Genomic DNA, 18,761 nt, shown 5'->3' with positions numbered 1-18,761 from the left:
AGAAGAAGAGTCCTCAAAAGGGTGTCTTCTGCTTCTCCATAATAAAAAGGAGGAGAAACAGTGAAAAGTATTACATCGTTTATGAAAATGAAAACCGCTAGTGATCCTATTGCTATGGTGACTGCCTACGATGCTCCTACTGCAAAAGCAGCAGCAAAAGCAGAAATGGATATAATACTAGTTGGTGATTCGGCAGGAATGGTTGTACACGGCTACGATTCCACGATTCCGGTGACACTAGATGATATGGTTCTCCATTCAAAAGCTGTGAAAAGAGGGGCTCCGTCCAGTTTCATAGTGACGGATTTACCTTTTTTAACGTATAATGGAGATTTTTCTGAAACGTTAGCATCGGTAAAAAGATTGTTGCAAGAAACTGGCATTCAAGCAGTGAAGCTTGAAGGAGCGGGAAGGACGCTTTCAGTTATTAATAAGTTAACCGAAAGCGGTGTTCCGGTTGTCGGACATTTAGGATTAACCCCGCAGTCTGTTGGTACGATTGGCGGTTATAAGGTACAAGGAAAAACGCAGGCTGCTGCAGATAAATTAGTGAAAGACGCAGCGGCTATTGAAGAAAACGGTGCGTTTGCTCTTGTTTTAGAATGTGTTCCTGCACAATTAGCAACCTATATCGCCAACTTACTTACTATTCCTGTTATAGGGATAGGAGCGGGAGTTGAGACGGACGGTCAAGTTCTTGTTTTTCACGATGTTGTCGGTTTTAATGATGGCTACGTCCCTTCATTTGTTAAACAATATGCCCATATACAATCAGAAATAGAAACAGCATTAATGACATATGTCAATGAAGTAAAACAATCCGCATTTCCTGAAAAGCAACATTCATTTGTGATAGATCAAGATATTTTAGGAAATTTATATGGAGGAATGAAGGAATGAAGACGATAACCTCTGTATCAGATTTCCGCCGAGAACTTCAAGTACACAAAGTACAGAATCAATCCATTGGTTTTGTGCCAACAATGGGAGCTCTTCATGAAGGTCATTGTTCTTTAATAAAAGCTGCAAAGCAAATGAATGATATTGTTGTTTTGAGTATCTTTGTGAATCCTCTTCAATTTGGGGCCGGTGAGGATTATGATTCATATCCTCGAGAACTGACCAAAGATAAAATACGAGCGGATGAGTTGGGAGTAGACATAATTTTTGCACCGTCCGTTCAAGAAATATATCCACGTTCGATGTATAGTAAACTTCGTGTTGAAAAAGGGGTTCAAGTGCTTTGCGCGAAAAATAGACCAGGTCATTTTGATGGAGTAGCAACAGTAGTATTGAAGTTATTTCACATTGTAGAACCGAATCGTGCTTACTTCGGCTTGAAAGATGCTCAACAAGTGGCTGTCATTCAAAATATGGTCTTTGATTTTAACGTGCCTGTAGAGATTATCGCTTGTGAAACAATAAGAGAAGATGATGGTCTGGCAGTTAGTTCACGCAATATCAATTTAACAAAAGAAGAACGAATGCAGGCTCCATTATTGTATGACAGCCTTCAACAAACAAAACAGAAACTGGAGGCTGGAAACAGGTCGTCCGCAGTTTTAAAAGATGAAATGAAATCTTATCTCTTAACTCATACGGATGCTTCAATCGATTATTGTGAAATAGTCACATTTCCCGAATTGGAACATCAAGATGAGGTATCCGGACAAATAATTATAGCTGCTGCATTACAATTTTCTAATGCCCGGCTCATTGATAATCTAATCGTTCATGTGAAAGGGGATAAGGATTATGTTTCGAACGATGATGAAATCTAAATTACACCGGGCAGAAGTCACGGAGGCAAACCTTCATTATGTAGGCAGTATTACGATAGATGAATCTCTGTTAGAGGCAGTGGATATAGTGGCAAATGAAAAAGTACAGGTTGTTAACAACAATAATGGTGAAAGGTTGGAAACATACGTCATTCCCGGGGAAAAAGGGAGTGGTGTGATATGCCTAAACGGAGCAGCAGCAAGAATGGTCCAGCCTGGGGATATCGTTATAATCATTGCCTACGCCAGTATTGAAACGGATAAATGTCAAGATTTTGTACCAAATGTTGCCGTTCTTGGTGAAAATAATAACATTATAGACATGTTAACTCATGAAACTTCTTCAACGATTTATTAAATCCGCTATTTTTAAGTTTTTACAGCCGGGGTGAAAGCCATGTCAAACAAATTTGTAGTTATCGATACAGAAACAACAGGGAATGCTCCTAAAAATGGAGACAAAATTATTCAAATAGGGATATCAGTCGTTGAAGGAGATCGTATAACGGAAACGTTCTCTTCTTTTGTGCACCCATTTACGCATATTCCAGTGTTTATTCAACAATTAACCGGAATAAAAGATGATGATGTAGCGGACGCCCCATCGTTTGTCGATATCGCCCCTAAAATACTGGACTTATTGAATGATGCCTACTTTGTTGCACATAATGTACCATTTGATTTAAAATTCATTAATCAAGAACTTGAATATGCAGGTTTTTACCCTTTTAATGGAAAAATAATAGATACGGTCGAGTGTGCTCGTATTCTATATCCTTCCGCTCCTGGGTATCAACTTTCTCAGTTGGCCGAGTGGCTTGAAATATCGCATGATCGTCCTCATCAAGCAGATAGTGATGCCATTGTAACAGCGTCTGTGTTGATCCAACTGTTGAATAAGTTAAAAAGTCTCCCCAAAAAAACATTGGCATGGCTTGATTCTTTGGCATTAGGTCTAGAAAGTGATATTGGACGGTTGATTAAGGCTAGAAAGAATGAAAAGGTACGATTCTCAATCGAGGACAATGATCAAATTGAAGAATTTAAAGGAATTGCATTAAAAAAACAAGTGACAACAAAAACGAGTAATAAAGAAGAACAGGTGGAAGGGGAATCCTCTTTTTTTTCAACGGACGGATTGTTAGCGTCCAAATGGGATCAGTATGAATATCGAAAAGCACAAGAGCAAATGAGTACAAAGATAAAAGAGGCGCTAGAAAGTAGGGAACATGCGCTAATTGAAGCCGGAACCGGTATTGGAAAAACGATTGCATATCTTATTCCCGCTCTTTATTATAGCAAAAAAACGGGTCAAAGAGTTGTTGTGTCCACTCATACGATAACCTTACAAGAGCAATTAATGCATAAAGAAATCCCTTTACTCCGCGAAACAGTACCGTTTTCTTTTGATAGTGTTTTACTAAAAGGAAAAAGTCATTATCTTTGTCTGCGTAAATTTAAACAATTTCTTAGTACTGCACCATCTACATATGAAGAAGTACTGGGATTATCACAGATTCTTGTTTGGATTCTTGAAACAGAAACAGGTGACGTAGAAGAAATAAATATAGCAGGTGGGAGTGGCAGTACTTTTTGGGAAAAAGTGTGCACAGACGACTCGATATTTTCAAAAGCATCCCAACCATGGTTCTCTCGAAATTTTTATGAACGTGCCAAAGCGAGGGCAGATAAAGCTGATTTATTAATTACGAATCACGCTCTATTGTTTGCAGATATAAAAAAGAAAGAGAATCTGCTTCCATCATATAAACATATTGTGATTGATGAAGCCCATCACTTAGATGAATTAGCTTCTAAAAATCTTGGCACTGACCTTAATTATTTTTATTTAAATCAAGTTTTACAGCGGATTGGTTCCCAGGACCAACCAGGGTTATTTCAACAACTTTTGGAGCATGAACAAGTCACCCAACATTATTTTTCATCTTCATGGTATCAAAGAAGGGAAGACTATTATACTTTATTAAAGTACGAAATGGATGAGCTTTTTCGAATGCTTCATCAATTTTGTCGTGATCAGACCATTCAAAAACATACCGATGTTGGGCGACTTTCTATCCGCTATAATCCAGGGAACGAAAAATCTTCTGAGTGGCAGACTATTAAAGATACTGTTCAAAGAATCCTGATTTTATTTGAAGAAGAAGAGAAAGCATGGTTATCGTTTTATCATTTTCTTTCTTCGCGTGTACCTTCAGGTTCAAATGAAGAAGGCAAACTTTATGATTTCAAGACAGCTGTTGAGCAGGTAGAAGAGATTTGTGAAAGTCTTGTTTCCCTTTTACTCGAAGAAGATAACAACTATGTATATTGGATGGAAGTGGATAATAAAGGGGCAGCCAATGCTACTTATTTATACTCACGTCCTGTTGAGGTGTCAGATCTTTTAGCAGACCGCCTATTTGCTAAAAAGGACAGCGTTATTTTGACCTCTGCTGCGTTGACCATAAAAGATTCTTTTTCCTACGTCATTAAAAAATGGGGTTTGGAGGATTTTGGTCCGTCCGAATTGCAGTTAACGTCCAACTATTCATATGATAAGCGAGCAAAACTATTAGTACCTGAGGATATGGCTCTTATAAAGAATGGAGAAAAAGAGTTCATAAAGGCTACTGCAGAATTTATTTATCATGCAGCCTCCATCACAGAAGGCAAAATGCTAGTTTTATTTACTTCCTTTGATATGCTTCGAAAAACTTATTACCAACTAAAAAAGTGGGATGATGAGAGCGATTTTGCTTTAATAGCACAAGGGGTTAAAAGTGGCAGCCGTTCTAAATTGATGAAAACATTCAGGCAGCACAAACAAGCAATACTACTTGGCACAAATGCTTTTTGGGAAGGAATAGATATTCCAGGTGAAGACCTGAGCTGTCTTGTGATTGTTAGATTACCTTTTCCACCACCTGATGAACCGCAGACACAAGCGAGAATCGAACAGATGAAAAGGGAAGGAAAGAATGCTTTTGCGAATGTGACACTTCCTCAAGCTGTTTTACGCTTTAAACAAGGATTTGGGAGGCTCATTCGGCATAAAAATGACAAAGGGGTAGTAGTTGTTCTCGATAGAAGAATATTAGAGTCAAATTATGGAACAGACTTTATTAAATCACTCCCTGCGCTACCAATTATGCAAAAACCATCCGATGATTTATTAAGTGAAATTGCTACATTTTTTTACGAAGAATAGGGAGGAGGGATAATAATGAATCATTTTATCCTTGATAATGTTCATATTGTTACAACGAATAAAGACGAGCGAATATTAAAGGACCATTATATAGAAGTGAAAAATGGAACGATACAACAAATAGCTAAAACTCCCGTCCCAAAAAATAAGGAAGGTTTAATACATAACTGTAATGAAAAATGGGTGATGCCTGGACTGTATAATACACACGGACATACTCCTATGACATTACTTAGAGGAGTAGCTGATGATGTTCCTTTAAATAAATGGCTTGAAGAACAAATTTGGCCTCGCGAAGCACTTTTGACTAAAAATCGGGTAGAAGCTGGCACGTCTCTTGCACTTGTTGAAATGATAAAGTCTGGAACTATTGCGTTCTTAGACATGTATCATTTACAGATGGACCGTGTGTTTGAATTAGTGATGGAATCCGGACTTAAAGCAGTCTTAAGTAGAGGGATGATTGGATTTGGATCAAGTCAAGAACTTCAATCAAAATTATCGGCTGCTTGTAGTATGGCAAAGATGTGGAACGATGCCGGAGAAGGAAAGATAAAGGGAATGCTATTTCCACATGCACCCTATACTTGCCCGCCGGAGTTTCTAGAAAGCGTAGTGGAACAGGCTCATAAACGTAATCTAATGCTTGGAACTCATTTAGCAGAAACAAAAACAGAAGTGATGAATCATCAAGATAAGTATGGAAAAACACCTGTGTTTCATTTACATGAACTTGGTTTTTTTGATCAACCGACAATTTTAACGCATCTTGTTCATCCTACAGAAGAAGATATGACACTATTAAAAAATAAACCCGTTTCTATTTCCCATAACCCAATGAGTAATGCCAAACTAGGATCAGGTATTGCTCCTATTCCTGATATGTTAGATGCTGGAATAATGGTAGGTTTAGGGACGGATAGTACAGCATCCAATAATACATTAGATATGTTTGAAGAAATGCGTTTTGCTGCTCTATTACAAAAAGCAAATCAAATGAATCCCGCTGTCATAACGGCGGATACAGTATTTGATATGGCTTCGGTAAATGGAGCTAATATGCTTGGTTTTTCAGAGCATGGTATCATGCAAGAAGGAGCTCCTGCTGATTTTATTATGGTAAATGCAGAAGAAGCACATCTACAGCCTGAAGAAAATATGCTTTCGCATATCGTTTACGCGGTAAGTGGGAAAGACGTAACAGATGTTTTTGTTAATGGTGAACAACTAATGAAAAATCGAGAACTTCAAACAATAGATGAAGAGAAAATAAGATTTGAAGCAAATGCTTGTTTTCAGGCATTAGAGAATGAGTTAAAAACATGAAGTGTTATTATTATGATTGATATCAGAAAGGAAGTCGTTTCATGCGACGCTTGATTTTAGGAGCGGGATTTCTAAGCCTTATTGTTCTAACAGCAGGTTTTATTCTATTTTTCACAGCCCATCATCCCCTTGCAAAAGAAACCGGAACAGTAAAAGATGAACTCGAAGCTCAAGAGGGTATTGAAACAGTAAAAGATGTTGATTATTATTACGGGGAAACAGAGGTGTATACAGCAGATACGATACGTGATAATGGAACAGAAGAGTGGATTTTCATTCAAGAAAACTCTGTCATTGACAGAATAAATAAAGAGGATGGATTAAGCCGCGCCGAAGCAGAAAACACTGTACTCGACCGCTTCGACCTTGAAAAAGTACGAAGTTTAAAACTAGGAATGGAAGACCGGCAAGCTTTATATGAAGCAACTTTTGAGATAGACAATACTCTGTATTTTTATTATATGACGTTTGAGGACGGAGAATTTATCAAAAGGTATAGTGTGCAGAAATCATGACAATAAGAAGCTTCGGCTAAACTGAGGATATGTAAAGATAATATATCGCAGTACAAGGAATAAAACCAATCTTGAATAAGCGACACAATTTTTATAAACTTATTTTAATGCATACAGTTTTGTAAACCATAGGAGGAATAAAAACATGGAGTTATCGAAAAGAGTATCGGCGCTTACCCCATCTTCAACACTTGCTATTACCGCAAAGGCAAAAGAATTAAAATTACAAGGGCATGATGTTATAGGCCTTGGAGCAGGTGAACCTGATTTTAATACTCCATCTTACATAATTGAAGCAGCAGCAGCTTCGATGAGAGAAGGTCACACAAAATACACTCCATCAGGTGGACTGCCAGCATTGAAAGAAGCAATTGCTGATAAATTCAAAAACGACCAAAATCTTGATTATTCTCATGAAGAAATTATCGTTGGTACCGGCGCAAAACATATATTATTTACACTATTTCAAGCGTTGCTTGATGAAGGGGATGAAGTGATTATTCCAACTCCTTACTGGGTAAGCTATCCGGAACAAGTTAAATTAGCTGGAGGTGAACCTGTATACGTAGATGGATTAGAGGAAAATGACTTTAAAATAACCCCTGAACAGCTCGATAATGCTGTGACAGATAAAACAAAAGCAGTTATCATTAATTCTCCAAGTAACCCAACTGGTAGTATGTATAATCAGCGAGAGTTGCAGAAAGTTGGAGAGGTTGCATTAAAACATAATATACTAATTGTTTCCGATGAAATTTATGAAAAACTTATATATGGAGATGCAGCACATTATTCCATTGCGCAAATTTCAACGGAACTAAAAGCTCAGACTGTGGTAGTTAATGGAGTGTCTAAGTCCCATTCAATGACAGGCTGGCGTATTGGTTATGCAGCGGGCGATAAGGACTTGGTCAAAGCGATGACGAATCTTGCAAGTCATTCGACATCAAATCCGACGGCAAGTTCCCAATACGGGGCCATTGCGGCATACACTAAAGAAGATGGTTCAGTAGAAACCATGCGCACCGCTTTTGAAGATCGCTTAAATAAAGTATATGATAAGTTAATACAAATCCCTGGAGTTACTTGTGTGAAACCTAAAGGTGCTTTTTACCTGTTTCCAAACGTAAAACAGGCAGCATCTGAAGCTGGTTTTCAATCTGTTGATGATTGGGTGACAGCTCTTTTAGAAAAAGAAAAAGTAGCAGTTGTACCTGGGAGCGGCTTTGGTTCACCCGATAATATACGTTTGTCTTATGCTACATCTTTAGACTTATTAGAGGCAGCGTTAGAAAGAATAGAACACTTTATCACGAAATAATGCGGGAATTATGATGTTTCAGTCTTAAAACAGGTGAGTGAAGTCCCCCCTTTTTTATTTGGGGGATTTTCTTTTTTGTGTAGGTAGAGTCAATGTGTTTCTTGAGAAAAGAATAAAGGATTGAAAAAGTTCTCGGAAAGGAGAGAACAAATTGGAACGACCACAAATTATTTCGTTATTGCAGTACGGTCATACAGCTGTTTCTAAGCTATTGCTTGATTATTATGCTAAAATAGGCTTAAATGAGCCGCAAATGATGATATTACTACATATTCATCGTTTCATCGAGGATAACCATCCATTCCCGACACCGGCAGAATTGTCAGAACGGATGTCTATGTCTGAAAGTGAATGTACAGAGCTGCTCCGGTCATTGATTAAAAATGACTATTTAGAAATGCAGAAAAATCAAGATGACGATCAAGTGATGTATGAGACATACTCGTTAACTCCCCTATTCAGGAGAATTGTGCAAGAACAATTTAGTGAAGCAGGGGGAGAAACCGAAAAGGATTCTTCGAATCAAGAAGGAGAATTGTACGAGATTTTTGAACAGGAATTTTCACGACCATTGTCACCGATGGAATGTGAGACGATAAATGTATGGATGGATCAAGATAAATATAGACCAGAACTTATAAAAACGGCCCTTCATGAAGCAGTATTAGCAGGAAAATTGAATCTCCGCTACATTGATAGGATATTACATGAATGGCATAAAAACGGGATTCGAACACATCAAGAGGCTAAGGCATATGGAGAAAAATTTCGTAAACATCAAACTAGCAAAACAACAATGAAAGACAAAACCAAACCACCTCAATATCCAAATATTAACTGGCTGGATGAGTCTTAGGAGGGGAGAAAATGCTAACAAAGACAGAGGTTAATGAAGCTCTTCACATAATAGAAGGGATGTATCCCGAAGCAGAATGTGAATTGATTCATTCTAATCCATTTGAACTTTTAATAGCGGTTGTGTTGTCCGCCCAATGTACAGATTCTCTTGTAAACAAAGTTACACCAAACTTATTCACTAAATATCATGCACCTCGGGATTTTGTTGCTGTAGAACAAGAAGAATTAGAACATGATATTCGTTCCATTGGGTTGTATAGAAATAAAGCTAAAAATATTAAGAAGCTTTCCGAGTCTTTAATTGAACAGTTTGACGGTGAAGTGCCACAAACCAGAGAAGAATTGATGAGTTTAGCTGGGGTAGGAAGAAAAACAGCGAATGTTGTAGCTTCCGTGGCGTTTGGAACACCTGCTATTGCTGTAGATACACATGTAGAAAGAGTATCGAAGCGGTTAGGAATATGTAGATGGAAAGACAATGTTCGTGAAGTAGAAGAAACGTTAATGAAGAAAGTACCAAAAGAGAAGTGGGCAGATACTCATCATCGTTTGATTTTTTTCGGCAGGTACCATTGTAAAGCGAAGGATCCTCAATGTTCAATATGCCCTTTATTGGATATGTGTCGAGAAGGGAAGAAGCGGATGCGGAAACAGGAGGTTAAACATGGCTGAATTAGTCATTCCGGAGAAGTTCGCAGTATTGCCTTTTTATGAGGACACTCGTATAGAAGATCAATACGAGTGGAAGGATGATGATTATTTTCATTATCCTTTTTTAGCAGAAATTTTATGGCATAATCGAAAGCTTACAGTTCCTCCTTGGGATTTACCTTTACGTTATGTACCACAGGTTCATGCAGCGTGGGACGAGGAGGCAGAAATCATTGAGTCTTTTTTTTCAAAGAGAGACCGAAAAGCAGCTCGTCCTTATATGATTAAGCATACAGCTAATCTATTAAGTGCTATTTCATGGATGAATCGTCAAGAAGTACCAGCGGCTACTCCTCCATTATTAAAAACGAAAATGGACGGGATAGGAAAAGTACCAATGAACTTAGGAGAGAGAGTCACCTTTATCGTACAAAGTCCAGACCATTATTTGAGTTTTAATCAACTTAAAGGACTATTTATAGAAAGCAAAAAACAATTTGCAATGGTTAAAATCACGGAACGCCAAAATAACACAGAATAGTTTTGAGAACTTGGAGGGACAAAGAATGCCGGAAGTGCAAACGAAGAAAACTTCGTCGTTGCGTGACCTTCCGTTTTATCCGGAAGATGAAAAAAGACTTCGAGCATTAGAAGAGAAAAAGAAACATCCGTATTTTGAGATAGCTTTTTGCGGTCATTTTTCTGCGGGAAAATCAACATTATTAAATCGTTTGTTGGAAAATGAATTGTTACCGACTAGTCCTATTCCGACTAGTGCGAATATTATATCCATTTTATACGGCGATACGACGTTGGAACTAGTTGATAAAGAAGGAGAACGACAAACTTGGGCTGAAGAAATCCCTTGGAACAAAGTCAGAGAATGGGGGATGGATGGAGTAGGAATTCAATCGATTTCTATTTATGCACCCCTCCCTTTTATTTCTAGTCAGACTAAAATTATGGATACCCCGGGTGTAGATTCTACAGATCCAAATCATCAATTAGTTACGGCAGAACAGCTGTATACAACAGATGTAATCGTGTATGTAACGGATTACAACCATGTTCAATCTGAAACGAATGTGCGCTTTTTAAAACAAATGGCAGACGAAGAAAAACCTATTATTCTTGTTATCAATCAAATAGATAAACACGATGACAAGGAATTAAGTCATGCCTCGTTTGAGAATGCATTACAAGTTATGCTTGCCCGAAACGGCATTAAGCCTTTTCAAATGTTTTTTACGTCCATGAAAGAAGAGAATCATCCTCTTAACCAATTTAAAAGTTTTCAGAGTAAGCTGAAATCGATTATGTACAATAGTGATTCATTGAGAGCTGAAGGAGTTCCGTTACTCGAAAATGGATCTGTTCATCGATTAATTGAACGGTTGCAAGACGAAAAGCAGGAAGCTTACGAAGAATGGAGAAATGACGTAATAGAAAAAGGTTTGTCTCCTGAAGATGCTAAAGATAATGAAAAACAAGAGCAACAACTGAATAATATTGAAACAGAAGAACAGGAACAAATCAAAGCTTTATATCAAGAGAGAAATCAATTATTCAAGAATGTTAATGTTTTTCCATATACAACTACCGAAAAAGCAGGATTTTGGTTAGATAGTAAACGTAAAAACTTTAAAGTTGGATTATTATTTACGAAACAAAAAACTGCTGAAGAACAAAGAAAACGATTGAAATCGTTATTAGAAGAGTTGAATGAAAAGGTGAAAACGCAACTTATATTTCACCTAAAAAAGTTGCTTTCCTCGGTGGATAAAGAGTCATTAAATAATCCAAAACAATATGACGAGCGCGTACAACAATTATCGTTCACTGTAGATGAGCAAATGTTACAATCGTTTGCTCCTGCATCTGAGTTTGATAGAAATTTTGTGTATACATTTACAGATCAAGTTACTTCTGCCATCGTCAGACGCGTGAAAGCAGATTCCAACCATTTGTTTCAAGAATATGAGCAAGCAATCAAAAATCAAATAAATAACAAGACAAATAATTTAAGAAACAAAATGACTCATTCGTCGGAAGTGAAAAAGGAATGGGAAAGATGGGAATCCATCGCTGCAAATTTTGATAAGACCATTGAAACATGTCAGCAATGGTTACAGGATAGAAAATATTCGTCCTCTTTTTTTGAGTCGCTAAGAACAGTGTCTGAACAAGGATATCCAAATGAGGAAGCACCTGTTATTTATATAACGGATACAGATGATAGTATCATTGGCACTGAAGAAATCTCGTATGTCTCAGAATCATTTACGGAAGTGGATGACTCTTTTATATACCACTTACGTCAGTATTTAACTGAATATAGTAATCGTCCGTTATTATCTGAAGAAAAGGAAAAATTAGGAGAATTGTTAGACCAGTTTGATAATAACACCGCCATTGTCTCGTTATTCGGCGCTTTTAGCGCAGGTAAATCGAGTTTTATTAATGCAATGCTTGGGGATGACATTTTACCAGTTTCTCCGCATCCGACAACTTCCGCAGTGAATAAAATAAGAAAAAGCAATGATACCTATTCACATGGAACAGCACTTATCCAAATAAAAGAAGAAGAATTCTTAAATGACGAGATAAAAACCGTTTCCAGAGAACTAGGAAAAGATTTAGACATTCAGTCCTTGGAAAAATGGAAAAAGCCAAGTCTTGCGAATATGACCGACTATCAGCGCACGTATGCTTCATATTTGTACACGTTACAGCAAAGCATTAAAAAAAATATTGCTACTCCAAATAGTCAAATAGAGGTACCACTTGAAAAACTTGAAGAATGGGTGGCAGAGGAAGAAAAAGCGTGCCTTATCAAAGAAGTCATTGTTCACTATAATTGTAGCTGGACCCTTGCAGGATTGGAGCTGGTGGATACACCCGGTGTAAATTCTATTCATGGCCGGCATACAAATGTAGCGTTTGATCATCTAAGGCAGTCGGACGCAATTCTTTACGTGACTTATTATAATCATGCATTCTCTAAAGCAGACCAGGTGTTTTTAACACAGATGGCCAGGGCCAACGAACAATTTGAAACCGATAAGCTGTTTTTCATTATAAATGCATCAGATCTTGCGACGGATAAACGCGAGTTACAAGGAGTAAAAAATCATGTTCAAGACCAACTCATCCAAAATGGTGTTCAAGAGCCAAGGTTATTTGCGCTGTCAAGTAAGAGTGGACTAAACGTTAAACAAACCTCGGCAACCAGTGAAGAGGGAGAAGCATTTCGAAGTTTTGAAAAATACTTTTCTCATACAATAATGGACGAATTAAAGGCGGTACATGTAAAGAAAATGAAGGCTTACTGGAATCAAATGAACAAACAACTTGGAGCTGTTATATCTTCCTTTAAAAACAAGGAAGAAAACGTAACACAACATTTAGAAGACAGACATGCGCTTGCTGATCAATTTTTACATCGATCGAAAGAGTTTGATCTTTCGTTTTTGTCTCCGTTGCTAAAGGAAGAATTAGAACAGCAATGTACGTATTTAAAAGATCGCACAAGGTATATTGTGCAGGACTATTTTTCACAAGCAGTAAATCCCACAGTTATTACGGCTTCGACTAAAAACAAGCAAAAAGATCAATTAAAAGGGGCATTGCAGGAACTTGAAGGGCTGGCGAGGACGTATATCTTCCAGGAAGAAGAAACAATAATTATCCGCTTAGAAGAGCGTATGAAGAAAGAATTTAGTCGGTATATTCGTGATTTTTTATTAAAGCGAAAACCGGACTCTATTCCAATGTTAGAGCCGCAACAGAACATTCAGTTTAACGACAAGATAGAAAAAAATGTGGACATGGTATTGGATCAAGAGTATTTTAGTTCGTTCTATCATTCCGGTAAAGACTTCTTTGAAAATAAAAAAGTTCAAACGTTAAAAGAGGCATTTGCTGATGATGTTCAAAGAAAAGCAGGGGAAGTGGTGGAACCATTTAAAACCCAAGTTGAACACTATTTAATAAGCTATTTACAAGAACTCACAAGCTCTACAAAAGTTCATTTGGCAAATGAAGTAGAAAAAGATAAGTCAAAAGCAAATTGGATGTTTGATATTTCCAAAAAAGAAGAAATTAAAGAAGAATACGATTATATTCAAGCCAGTCTATAGAAGAAATCCCCAATTGCTATGTTATATCTCTTAGCAATTGGGGATTTCTCATTTAGTCATTATCATTATTGGTAGAATCATTTGTTTGATTGTTGGCATTTGCTTCGACATCTTCATTGTCGTTGTCAGAACCTTCGTTAGTATTATCGTCATTGTTTTCATTGTTATTTGGATTCCCGTTATTCTCACCATCATCGTCATCGTTATCTAGACCATTGTTTGCATTATTCTCTTCGTTATCATCATTGTTGGTATTATCTTCATTAGAAGTATTATTTTCATCTTGGTTTCCGTTATCGGGCTCATCTTCGTTTTCGTTATTGTCATCGTCGTTTTCTGCTTCATCTTCCTCATCAAGCTCATCTTCATCAGGAACGTTCACTTCCACTTCGGCCGAATCACTGGATTGGTCGGGGCCTTCTTCATTCACAACGGTTACCCTAAATCCGTGGGCCATTCCTTTTTCAGGTTCAGAAAAGTTAAGCGTCGTGTTCGTTTGGTTGTCTAATGATTGATAATCTTCTCCGTCTAAGCGGTGCTCAATTTCAAACGATCTACCTTCTAGTTCATCTTCGTTATAATTCCAACTTAGTTGAATTTCATCTGCTTCTTCGTCATAAACAGCGTTTAAACCATTAATTTCACTAGGTTTTGCAAATTCATCAGAGACATCTTCTGGTCCAGTTCCCTCGACGAATAATTCTGTAATGATTTCATTATTTGGAGTAAACGCACTTGCCCTTTGACCAGTACTGCGTTCAATCTCAATTTCTTCGACAGAATCAGGTTGAGTGAAGTCAGGGGTGTCTGTATTTTCCGAGGCATCCCTCATAATAAGTCGAAAAATCTCTTTTGCAATATCACTATCACTACCTGATAAATAATTCTCGCCTCGGTCACCGCTGAATCCTGTCCAAACTGCCGCAGTATACTGAGTTGTATACCCAGAAAACCATACGTCTGGATCTCCGCCTGCTGGAATACCGTATTCTTGATGTTCTTGATCAGTAAAGTTTGTCGTACCAGTCTTTCCAGCTAAAGGAAGTTCTGGGATATTAGCTGCTTGACCTGTTCCTTCATCGACAACATCTTTTAACATATCAGTAATCATATAAGCAGTATAATCATTCATGGCTTGATGGGAGTCATGGTCAAGAGTTATTTCTCTCCCATCTTGGAACTCCACACTGCGAACGGAATACGGTTCGGAATACGTCCCATTGTTACCGAAAGCAGCATAAGCACCAGCCATTTCTACACTGGAAAACCCAGGGTCAACTCCGCCTAGTGCGGCACTTGGATTCACATTATCCATTGGAAGACCTAAGTCTCTTGCGAATTCTCCTGCTTGTTCGTACCCTGTCTGTTGTAAAGCTTTCACTGCTGGTACGTTAATAGAATCTCTGAGAGCCTCTCTCATGCTGACAGACCCACGGTAAGTACCAGAGTAATTTTGAATTTGGGTTTCCTCACTATCCGTATAGTAATGGGGTTCATCAACCAGTTGATGATACGTTGACCACTGATTATTTTCTATGGCAGGTCCATAATCCAATAATGGTTTAATCGTAGAACCTGGTTGGGCATTTCCGTTCATTGCGTAGTTAAACCCTTTTGCAATGTCTTGACTTTGACGATTACCAACCATTGCTTTAATGGCTCCCGTTTTTGTATCAATAAGTGTAAAGCCGACCTGAAATTCTTCATTGTTTGGATAATTATTAATGTATTCATCTGTTTGAATGACTTGCTCTGCATGCTCTTGAATGTCCGTATCAAGTGTCGTGTTGATTTTTAACCCTGCCGAGTAAAGATCAGAAGTGGAGATGCCATCCACATCTTCAAGTTCGTTTTGAACTTGTGAGATAAAAGAATCATATACGATGCCCTCTTCTGTCGGGTTATAATCGATTTGTTCATTTATATTAACGCTTTTTGCTTGTTCTTGTTCTTCGCTGGAGATGAAATCATTTTCTTGCATCAAATCAATAATTGTATTTCTTCTTTCTTTTGCAACTTTAGGGTTTTGAATGGGTTCGTAATGATTTGGACGTTTTGGTATAGCAGCTAATAGTGCTGCATCTTCAATGGTAAGTTCGGAAACGTCGGATGTATTAAAATACACACTGGAAGCTTCCCCTATGCCATAAGCACCTTGTTCAAAGTATATTAAATTCAAATACATTTCGAGAATTTGTTCTTTTGAATATTGTTGTTCAAGTCGAATTGCTAAATATTGTTCTTGCACTTTCCGGGTAATGGTTTTCTCAGATGTCAAAAATGCATTTTTAACGACTTGTTGAGTAATAGTACTTGCTCCTTCTGCACCAAACCCTTCCGTCACGTTAGCAGCAAGTGCTCCGAAAACACGTTTAATATCTATACCAAAATGATCATAAAATCGTTCATCTTCAACAGCAATGAAGGCTGATTTTACATGTTCCGGTAAATCTTTAATATCAATTAGATCTCGGTTCTCACCAGATTGTAACTGAGTTACTTCTTCCCCGTTTTGATCATATATTTCTGCTGCTTGAGAAAAAACCAGTTCATCTGGATCCAGCTCAGGTGCACCGCTAATCATGACAGCGGCAGCAACTCCGCCACCAATTATACATAAGATTGTTGCAATAAAACCAGTTAGAACTATCTTTTTAAAGATGGATCGTTTAGGTTTTTTATTGTTCGAAGCTTTTGATTTAGTACTTTTAGAGTTGGAAGATTCTTGGGCTTTACGTCTTTCTTGTCTGGAACGATAATTGTCACTCATCAGCTGTTTCTTCCTTTCTATTTCTTTAAATCCATTCCTCTTTAGACCGTAACATTAGTCGACTGTTTTAAAAAAAGGTTACATTAATAATAAACATGGTCTACAATATCAAGAAAATCAACACGTGGAGCATATTTGATGGCTAAACGGTGTCCATTTTCTTCAATGTGTTGTTTAGGAATCGATTTACGTTGAGTTTGTTCAGTATACCACCAAATAAAATGGGAGGCATCATATAAATAGGTTTCATCGAGAATAGAAAAACGAATGATAAAAAATGACACCCCGCCATGATACAATACCTGTTTCATGTGATCTACTTGATGGGGATGAATATTCCCAAATGGAAAAGACGTTTTATTTTTCGTCTCTTTTGCTTCAAAATCAATATATTTCCCACGGTATATTCCGTTATAATCTGTCGTTGATGGTTGTTTGAAATAAGCTTCTGTTATTTTGGCAGCACTTCGTTTTGGATAATCAACATTTACTATTTGAACTGGAGTAGGCTTTTTATGGATGACCGCTTTACCAGTTGCATTGTAGTGTTTGTTCGTTTCATTAATATCTTGTTCAAGTGACATACCCCGGTTTGCAAAACGAGCTGGTGTATCAGTTACTTTTGAGTGATTAGATTTAATATATTTTTTTCCCCCGGGGTAGCGGAAGGCCATAACGACATCATCCTTTTCGTATTATTCCATTTATATATCTTAGCATATCTTACCTTATGAAAGAACAGTATTAAAGTAGGAACACCTCGTGAAAGTTTACAATAATGGGGATAGTCATGTTACGATAAAGAGGGTACAGAAAGTGAGGGATTCGATGAATGAAAAGCCGGTTAATCTCGGTTTTGGGAATATGATGCCGCCTGAGCGAATTGTGTCTATTGTCAGCTCCGATTCCGCTCCGACGAAACGACTTATTCAGGAAGCTCGAGAGAGAAAAATGCTTATTGATGTTACAAATGGAAGAAAAACAAGAAGCATTATTTTAGCGGATAGTGATCATGTCTTATTATCAGCTATTCAACCTGAAACGGTAGCACAGCGATTAAATGAAAACGATAGTGGGTCTTAGAATGAAAAAATCTGATGGAAAAATATTTTTCCATCAGATTTTTTTATCGCTGAGTGCTCGAATTTCTACAACTTTGCTTTACGTGTAGAATAATTAATTATTTTTTCTTTCTTACTCGAATCAACACTAGTTCTGTCAATGGTGCAGGCATTTGTCTTCTTCGTTAGAAATAGTAGATATCTAAAAACGAGGAGGGTGAATCATGACCGAACAATCATACAAAACAAAAGAAGTAGCGCAAAAATTACATGTTTCTCCTGCAACTATTTTAAAATGGGTGAAAAAACACGACATACCTTATTCTGTAAACTTATATGGTCATTATTGTTTCAAAGAAGAAACCATGTCTATGTTTTATACAATAAAAAAGGAAAACCAAAAAAATAATCCATCAGATTTGAATCATAAGGAAGTCGTATCCTCGCAATATGTTATGGATAGGCTTGCTACTACGGAAGAAAAAGTCCAAATACTTGAACGAATGATAGGAAATAAAGCTGATGACATCGTTACTTTTCAATTGGTGGAACATAGAAAAAAAGTTGAAAAGTTGAATAAAAGAATTCAGAAACTCGAAGAAAAATTGGACAACTTGCAGCCAAAAGAAGAAAAAAAGTCTGAACTTGAAAAGGATACAAAAAAGAGCAGACGTTTGATACCAAGTTTGTTTTTATTTGATTGATAGGACTTCCGTTGATAAGATGGACATATGAAAGGGGAATCAAACTAGTGGAAGATATTAAATCAAAACTTATTTATAGAACAGAACAGTTGAAAGAATATAATAACGAAACTCTAAATGCCTATATAAATATAGCCCAATCACCGGATTATTCCCCTGATTTTTTTTCTGAAGTTAAGCCATTTGCAGATAAAGTGAAAGAGTGCGCTGATCAATGGAAACCATTGGCTGAACAATGGATTATAGAAGAAAAACCTGCATATTTTTATTTGAAACAGATTGAAGATACACATGATAACATATTGATTTCGTCCGTAAGAGCATTTCAATCAGATACAAAAGAAAAACGGTTCCGGGAAATGATTCAATCAATAGATTATATTTTATCGGGAATTGAAAAAGAGATAGATAAGTAAAGGGGTGG

Annotated in this window: 16 protein-coding genes; 14 read left to right on the top strand and 2 right to left on the bottom strand. The window is 37.3% G+C overall.

Features of this window, described 5'->3' with window-relative positions; all coding sequences use genetic code 11:
• Nucleotides 1-60 precede the first annotated feature (60 nt).
• The 11 genes from panB (at nt 61) to J2S78_RS08970 (ending at nt 13,802) form a co-directional block, all read left to right on the top strand.
• Nucleotides 61-900, top strand: a complete 840-nt coding sequence (gene panB / locus J2S78_RS09020) for a 3-methyl-2-oxobutanoate hydroxymethyltransferase (protein WP_306897943.1) — start codon at nt 61-63, stop codon at nt 898-900.
• Entirely contained in the window at nt 897-1,781 is an 885-nt protein-coding gene (panC, locus tag J2S78_RS09015; protein WP_306897942.1) for a pantoate--beta-alanine ligase, read from the top strand. Before panB ends, panC begins: the two co-directional genes overlap by 4 nt.
• Nucleotides 1,756-2,139 (top strand): aspartate 1-decarboxylase, encoded by a 384-nt coding sequence (gene panD / locus J2S78_RS09010; RefSeq protein WP_125555558.1) that lies wholly within the window; start codon nt 1,756-1,758, stop codon nt 2,137-2,139. Before panC ends, panD begins: the two co-directional genes overlap by 26 nt.
• A gap of 39 nt (nt 2,140-2,178) precedes the next feature.
• Nucleotides 2,179-4,992 (top strand): ATP-dependent DNA helicase DinG, encoded by a 2,814-nt coding sequence (dinG, locus tag J2S78_RS09005; RefSeq protein WP_306897939.1) that lies wholly within the window; start codon nt 2,179-2,181, stop codon nt 4,990-4,992.
• A gap of 15 nt (nt 4,993-5,007) precedes the next feature.
• The gene (locus J2S78_RS09000; protein WP_306897937.1) at nt 5,008-6,318 is read left to right on the top strand and encodes an amidohydrolase; all 1,311 of its coding nucleotides are present in this window, start codon (nt 5,008-5,010) and stop codon (nt 6,316-6,318) included.
• Between the two features lie 41 nt (nt 6,319-6,359).
• Entirely contained in the window at nt 6,360-6,833 is a 474-nt protein-coding gene (locus J2S78_RS08995) for a hypothetical protein (RefSeq protein WP_306897935.1), read from the top strand.
• A gap of 145 nt (nt 6,834-6,978) precedes the next feature.
• A complete protein-coding gene (locus J2S78_RS08990; protein ID WP_306897933.1) occupies nt 6,979-8,154 on the top strand; it encodes a pyridoxal phosphate-dependent aminotransferase in 1,176 nt (391 codons plus the stop codon).
• A 151-nt stretch (nt 8,155-8,305) separates the two neighbouring features.
• A complete protein-coding gene (locus J2S78_RS08985; RefSeq protein WP_306897932.1) occupies nt 8,306-9,010 on the top strand; it encodes a DnaD domain-containing protein in 705 nt (234 codons plus the stop codon).
• 11 nt (nt 9,011-9,021) lie between these two features.
• The gene (gene nth / locus J2S78_RS08980) at nt 9,022-9,684 is read left to right on the top strand and encodes an endonuclease III (protein ID WP_306897930.1); all 663 of its coding nucleotides are present in this window, start codon (nt 9,022-9,024) and stop codon (nt 9,682-9,684) included.
• A complete protein-coding gene (locus J2S78_RS08975; RefSeq protein ID WP_306897929.1) occupies nt 9,677-10,204 on the top strand; it encodes a YpoC family protein in 528 nt (175 codons plus the stop codon). Before nth ends, J2S78_RS08975 begins: the two co-directional genes overlap by 8 nt.
• Before the next feature lie 25 nt (nt 10,205-10,229).
• Nucleotides 10,230-13,802: a dynamin family protein gene (locus tag J2S78_RS08970; protein ID WP_306897927.1), complete on the top strand. Its 3,573-nt coding sequence runs from the start codon at nt 10,230-10,232 to the stop codon at nt 13,800-13,802.
• 52 nt (nt 13,803-13,854) lie between these two features.
• Here the strand turns inward: J2S78_RS08970 and J2S78_RS08965 are convergent, their stop codons facing one another.
• Both J2S78_RS08965 and recU read right to left on the bottom strand, forming a co-directional pair.
• A complete protein-coding gene (locus J2S78_RS08965; protein WP_306897926.1) occupies nt 13,855-16,572 on the bottom strand; it encodes a transglycosylase domain-containing protein in 2,718 nt (905 codons plus the stop codon).
• A gap of 83 nt (nt 16,573-16,655) precedes the next feature.
• On the bottom strand, nt 16,656-17,246 hold the full coding sequence (gene recU, locus J2S78_RS08960; RefSeq protein WP_306897924.1) for a Holliday junction resolvase RecU: 591 nt from the start codon (nt 17,244-17,246) through the stop codon (nt 16,656-16,658).
• Between the two features lie 154 nt (nt 17,247-17,400).
• On the opposite strand from recU, the gene J2S78_RS08955 reads away from it, so the two are divergent.
• The 3 genes from J2S78_RS08955 to J2S78_RS08945 all read left to right on the top strand — a co-directional run bounded on the left by J2S78_RS08955 (nt 17,401) and on the right by J2S78_RS08945 (nt 18,753).
• The gene (locus tag J2S78_RS08955; protein ID WP_125555557.1) at nt 17,401-17,655 is read left to right on the top strand and encodes a DUF370 domain-containing protein; all 255 of its coding nucleotides are present in this window, start codon (nt 17,401-17,403) and stop codon (nt 17,653-17,655) included.
• 202 nt (nt 17,656-17,857) lie between these two features.
• Nucleotides 17,858-18,337: a helix-turn-helix domain-containing protein gene (locus J2S78_RS08950; RefSeq protein ID WP_306897922.1), complete on the top strand. Its 480-nt coding sequence runs from the start codon at nt 17,858-17,860 to the stop codon at nt 18,335-18,337.
• Between the two features lie 47 nt (nt 18,338-18,384).
• Nucleotides 18,385-18,753 carry a YppE family protein gene (locus J2S78_RS08945; protein ID WP_185819584.1) on the top strand — a complete coding sequence of 123 codons (369 nt, stop codon included), beginning with the start codon at nt 18,385-18,387 and terminating at the stop codon, nt 18,751-18,753.
• The last annotated feature ends 8 nt before the right edge of the window (nt 18,754-18,761 follow it).

The organism is Salibacterium salarium (assembly GCF_030813635.1).
Taxonomy (GTDB): Bacteria; Bacillota; Bacilli; order Bacillales; family Marinococcaceae; genus Salibacterium; species Salibacterium salarium.
Note: the sequence above shows the minus strand (reverse complement) of the source record. Positions and strands in the feature narration are given on the sequence as shown.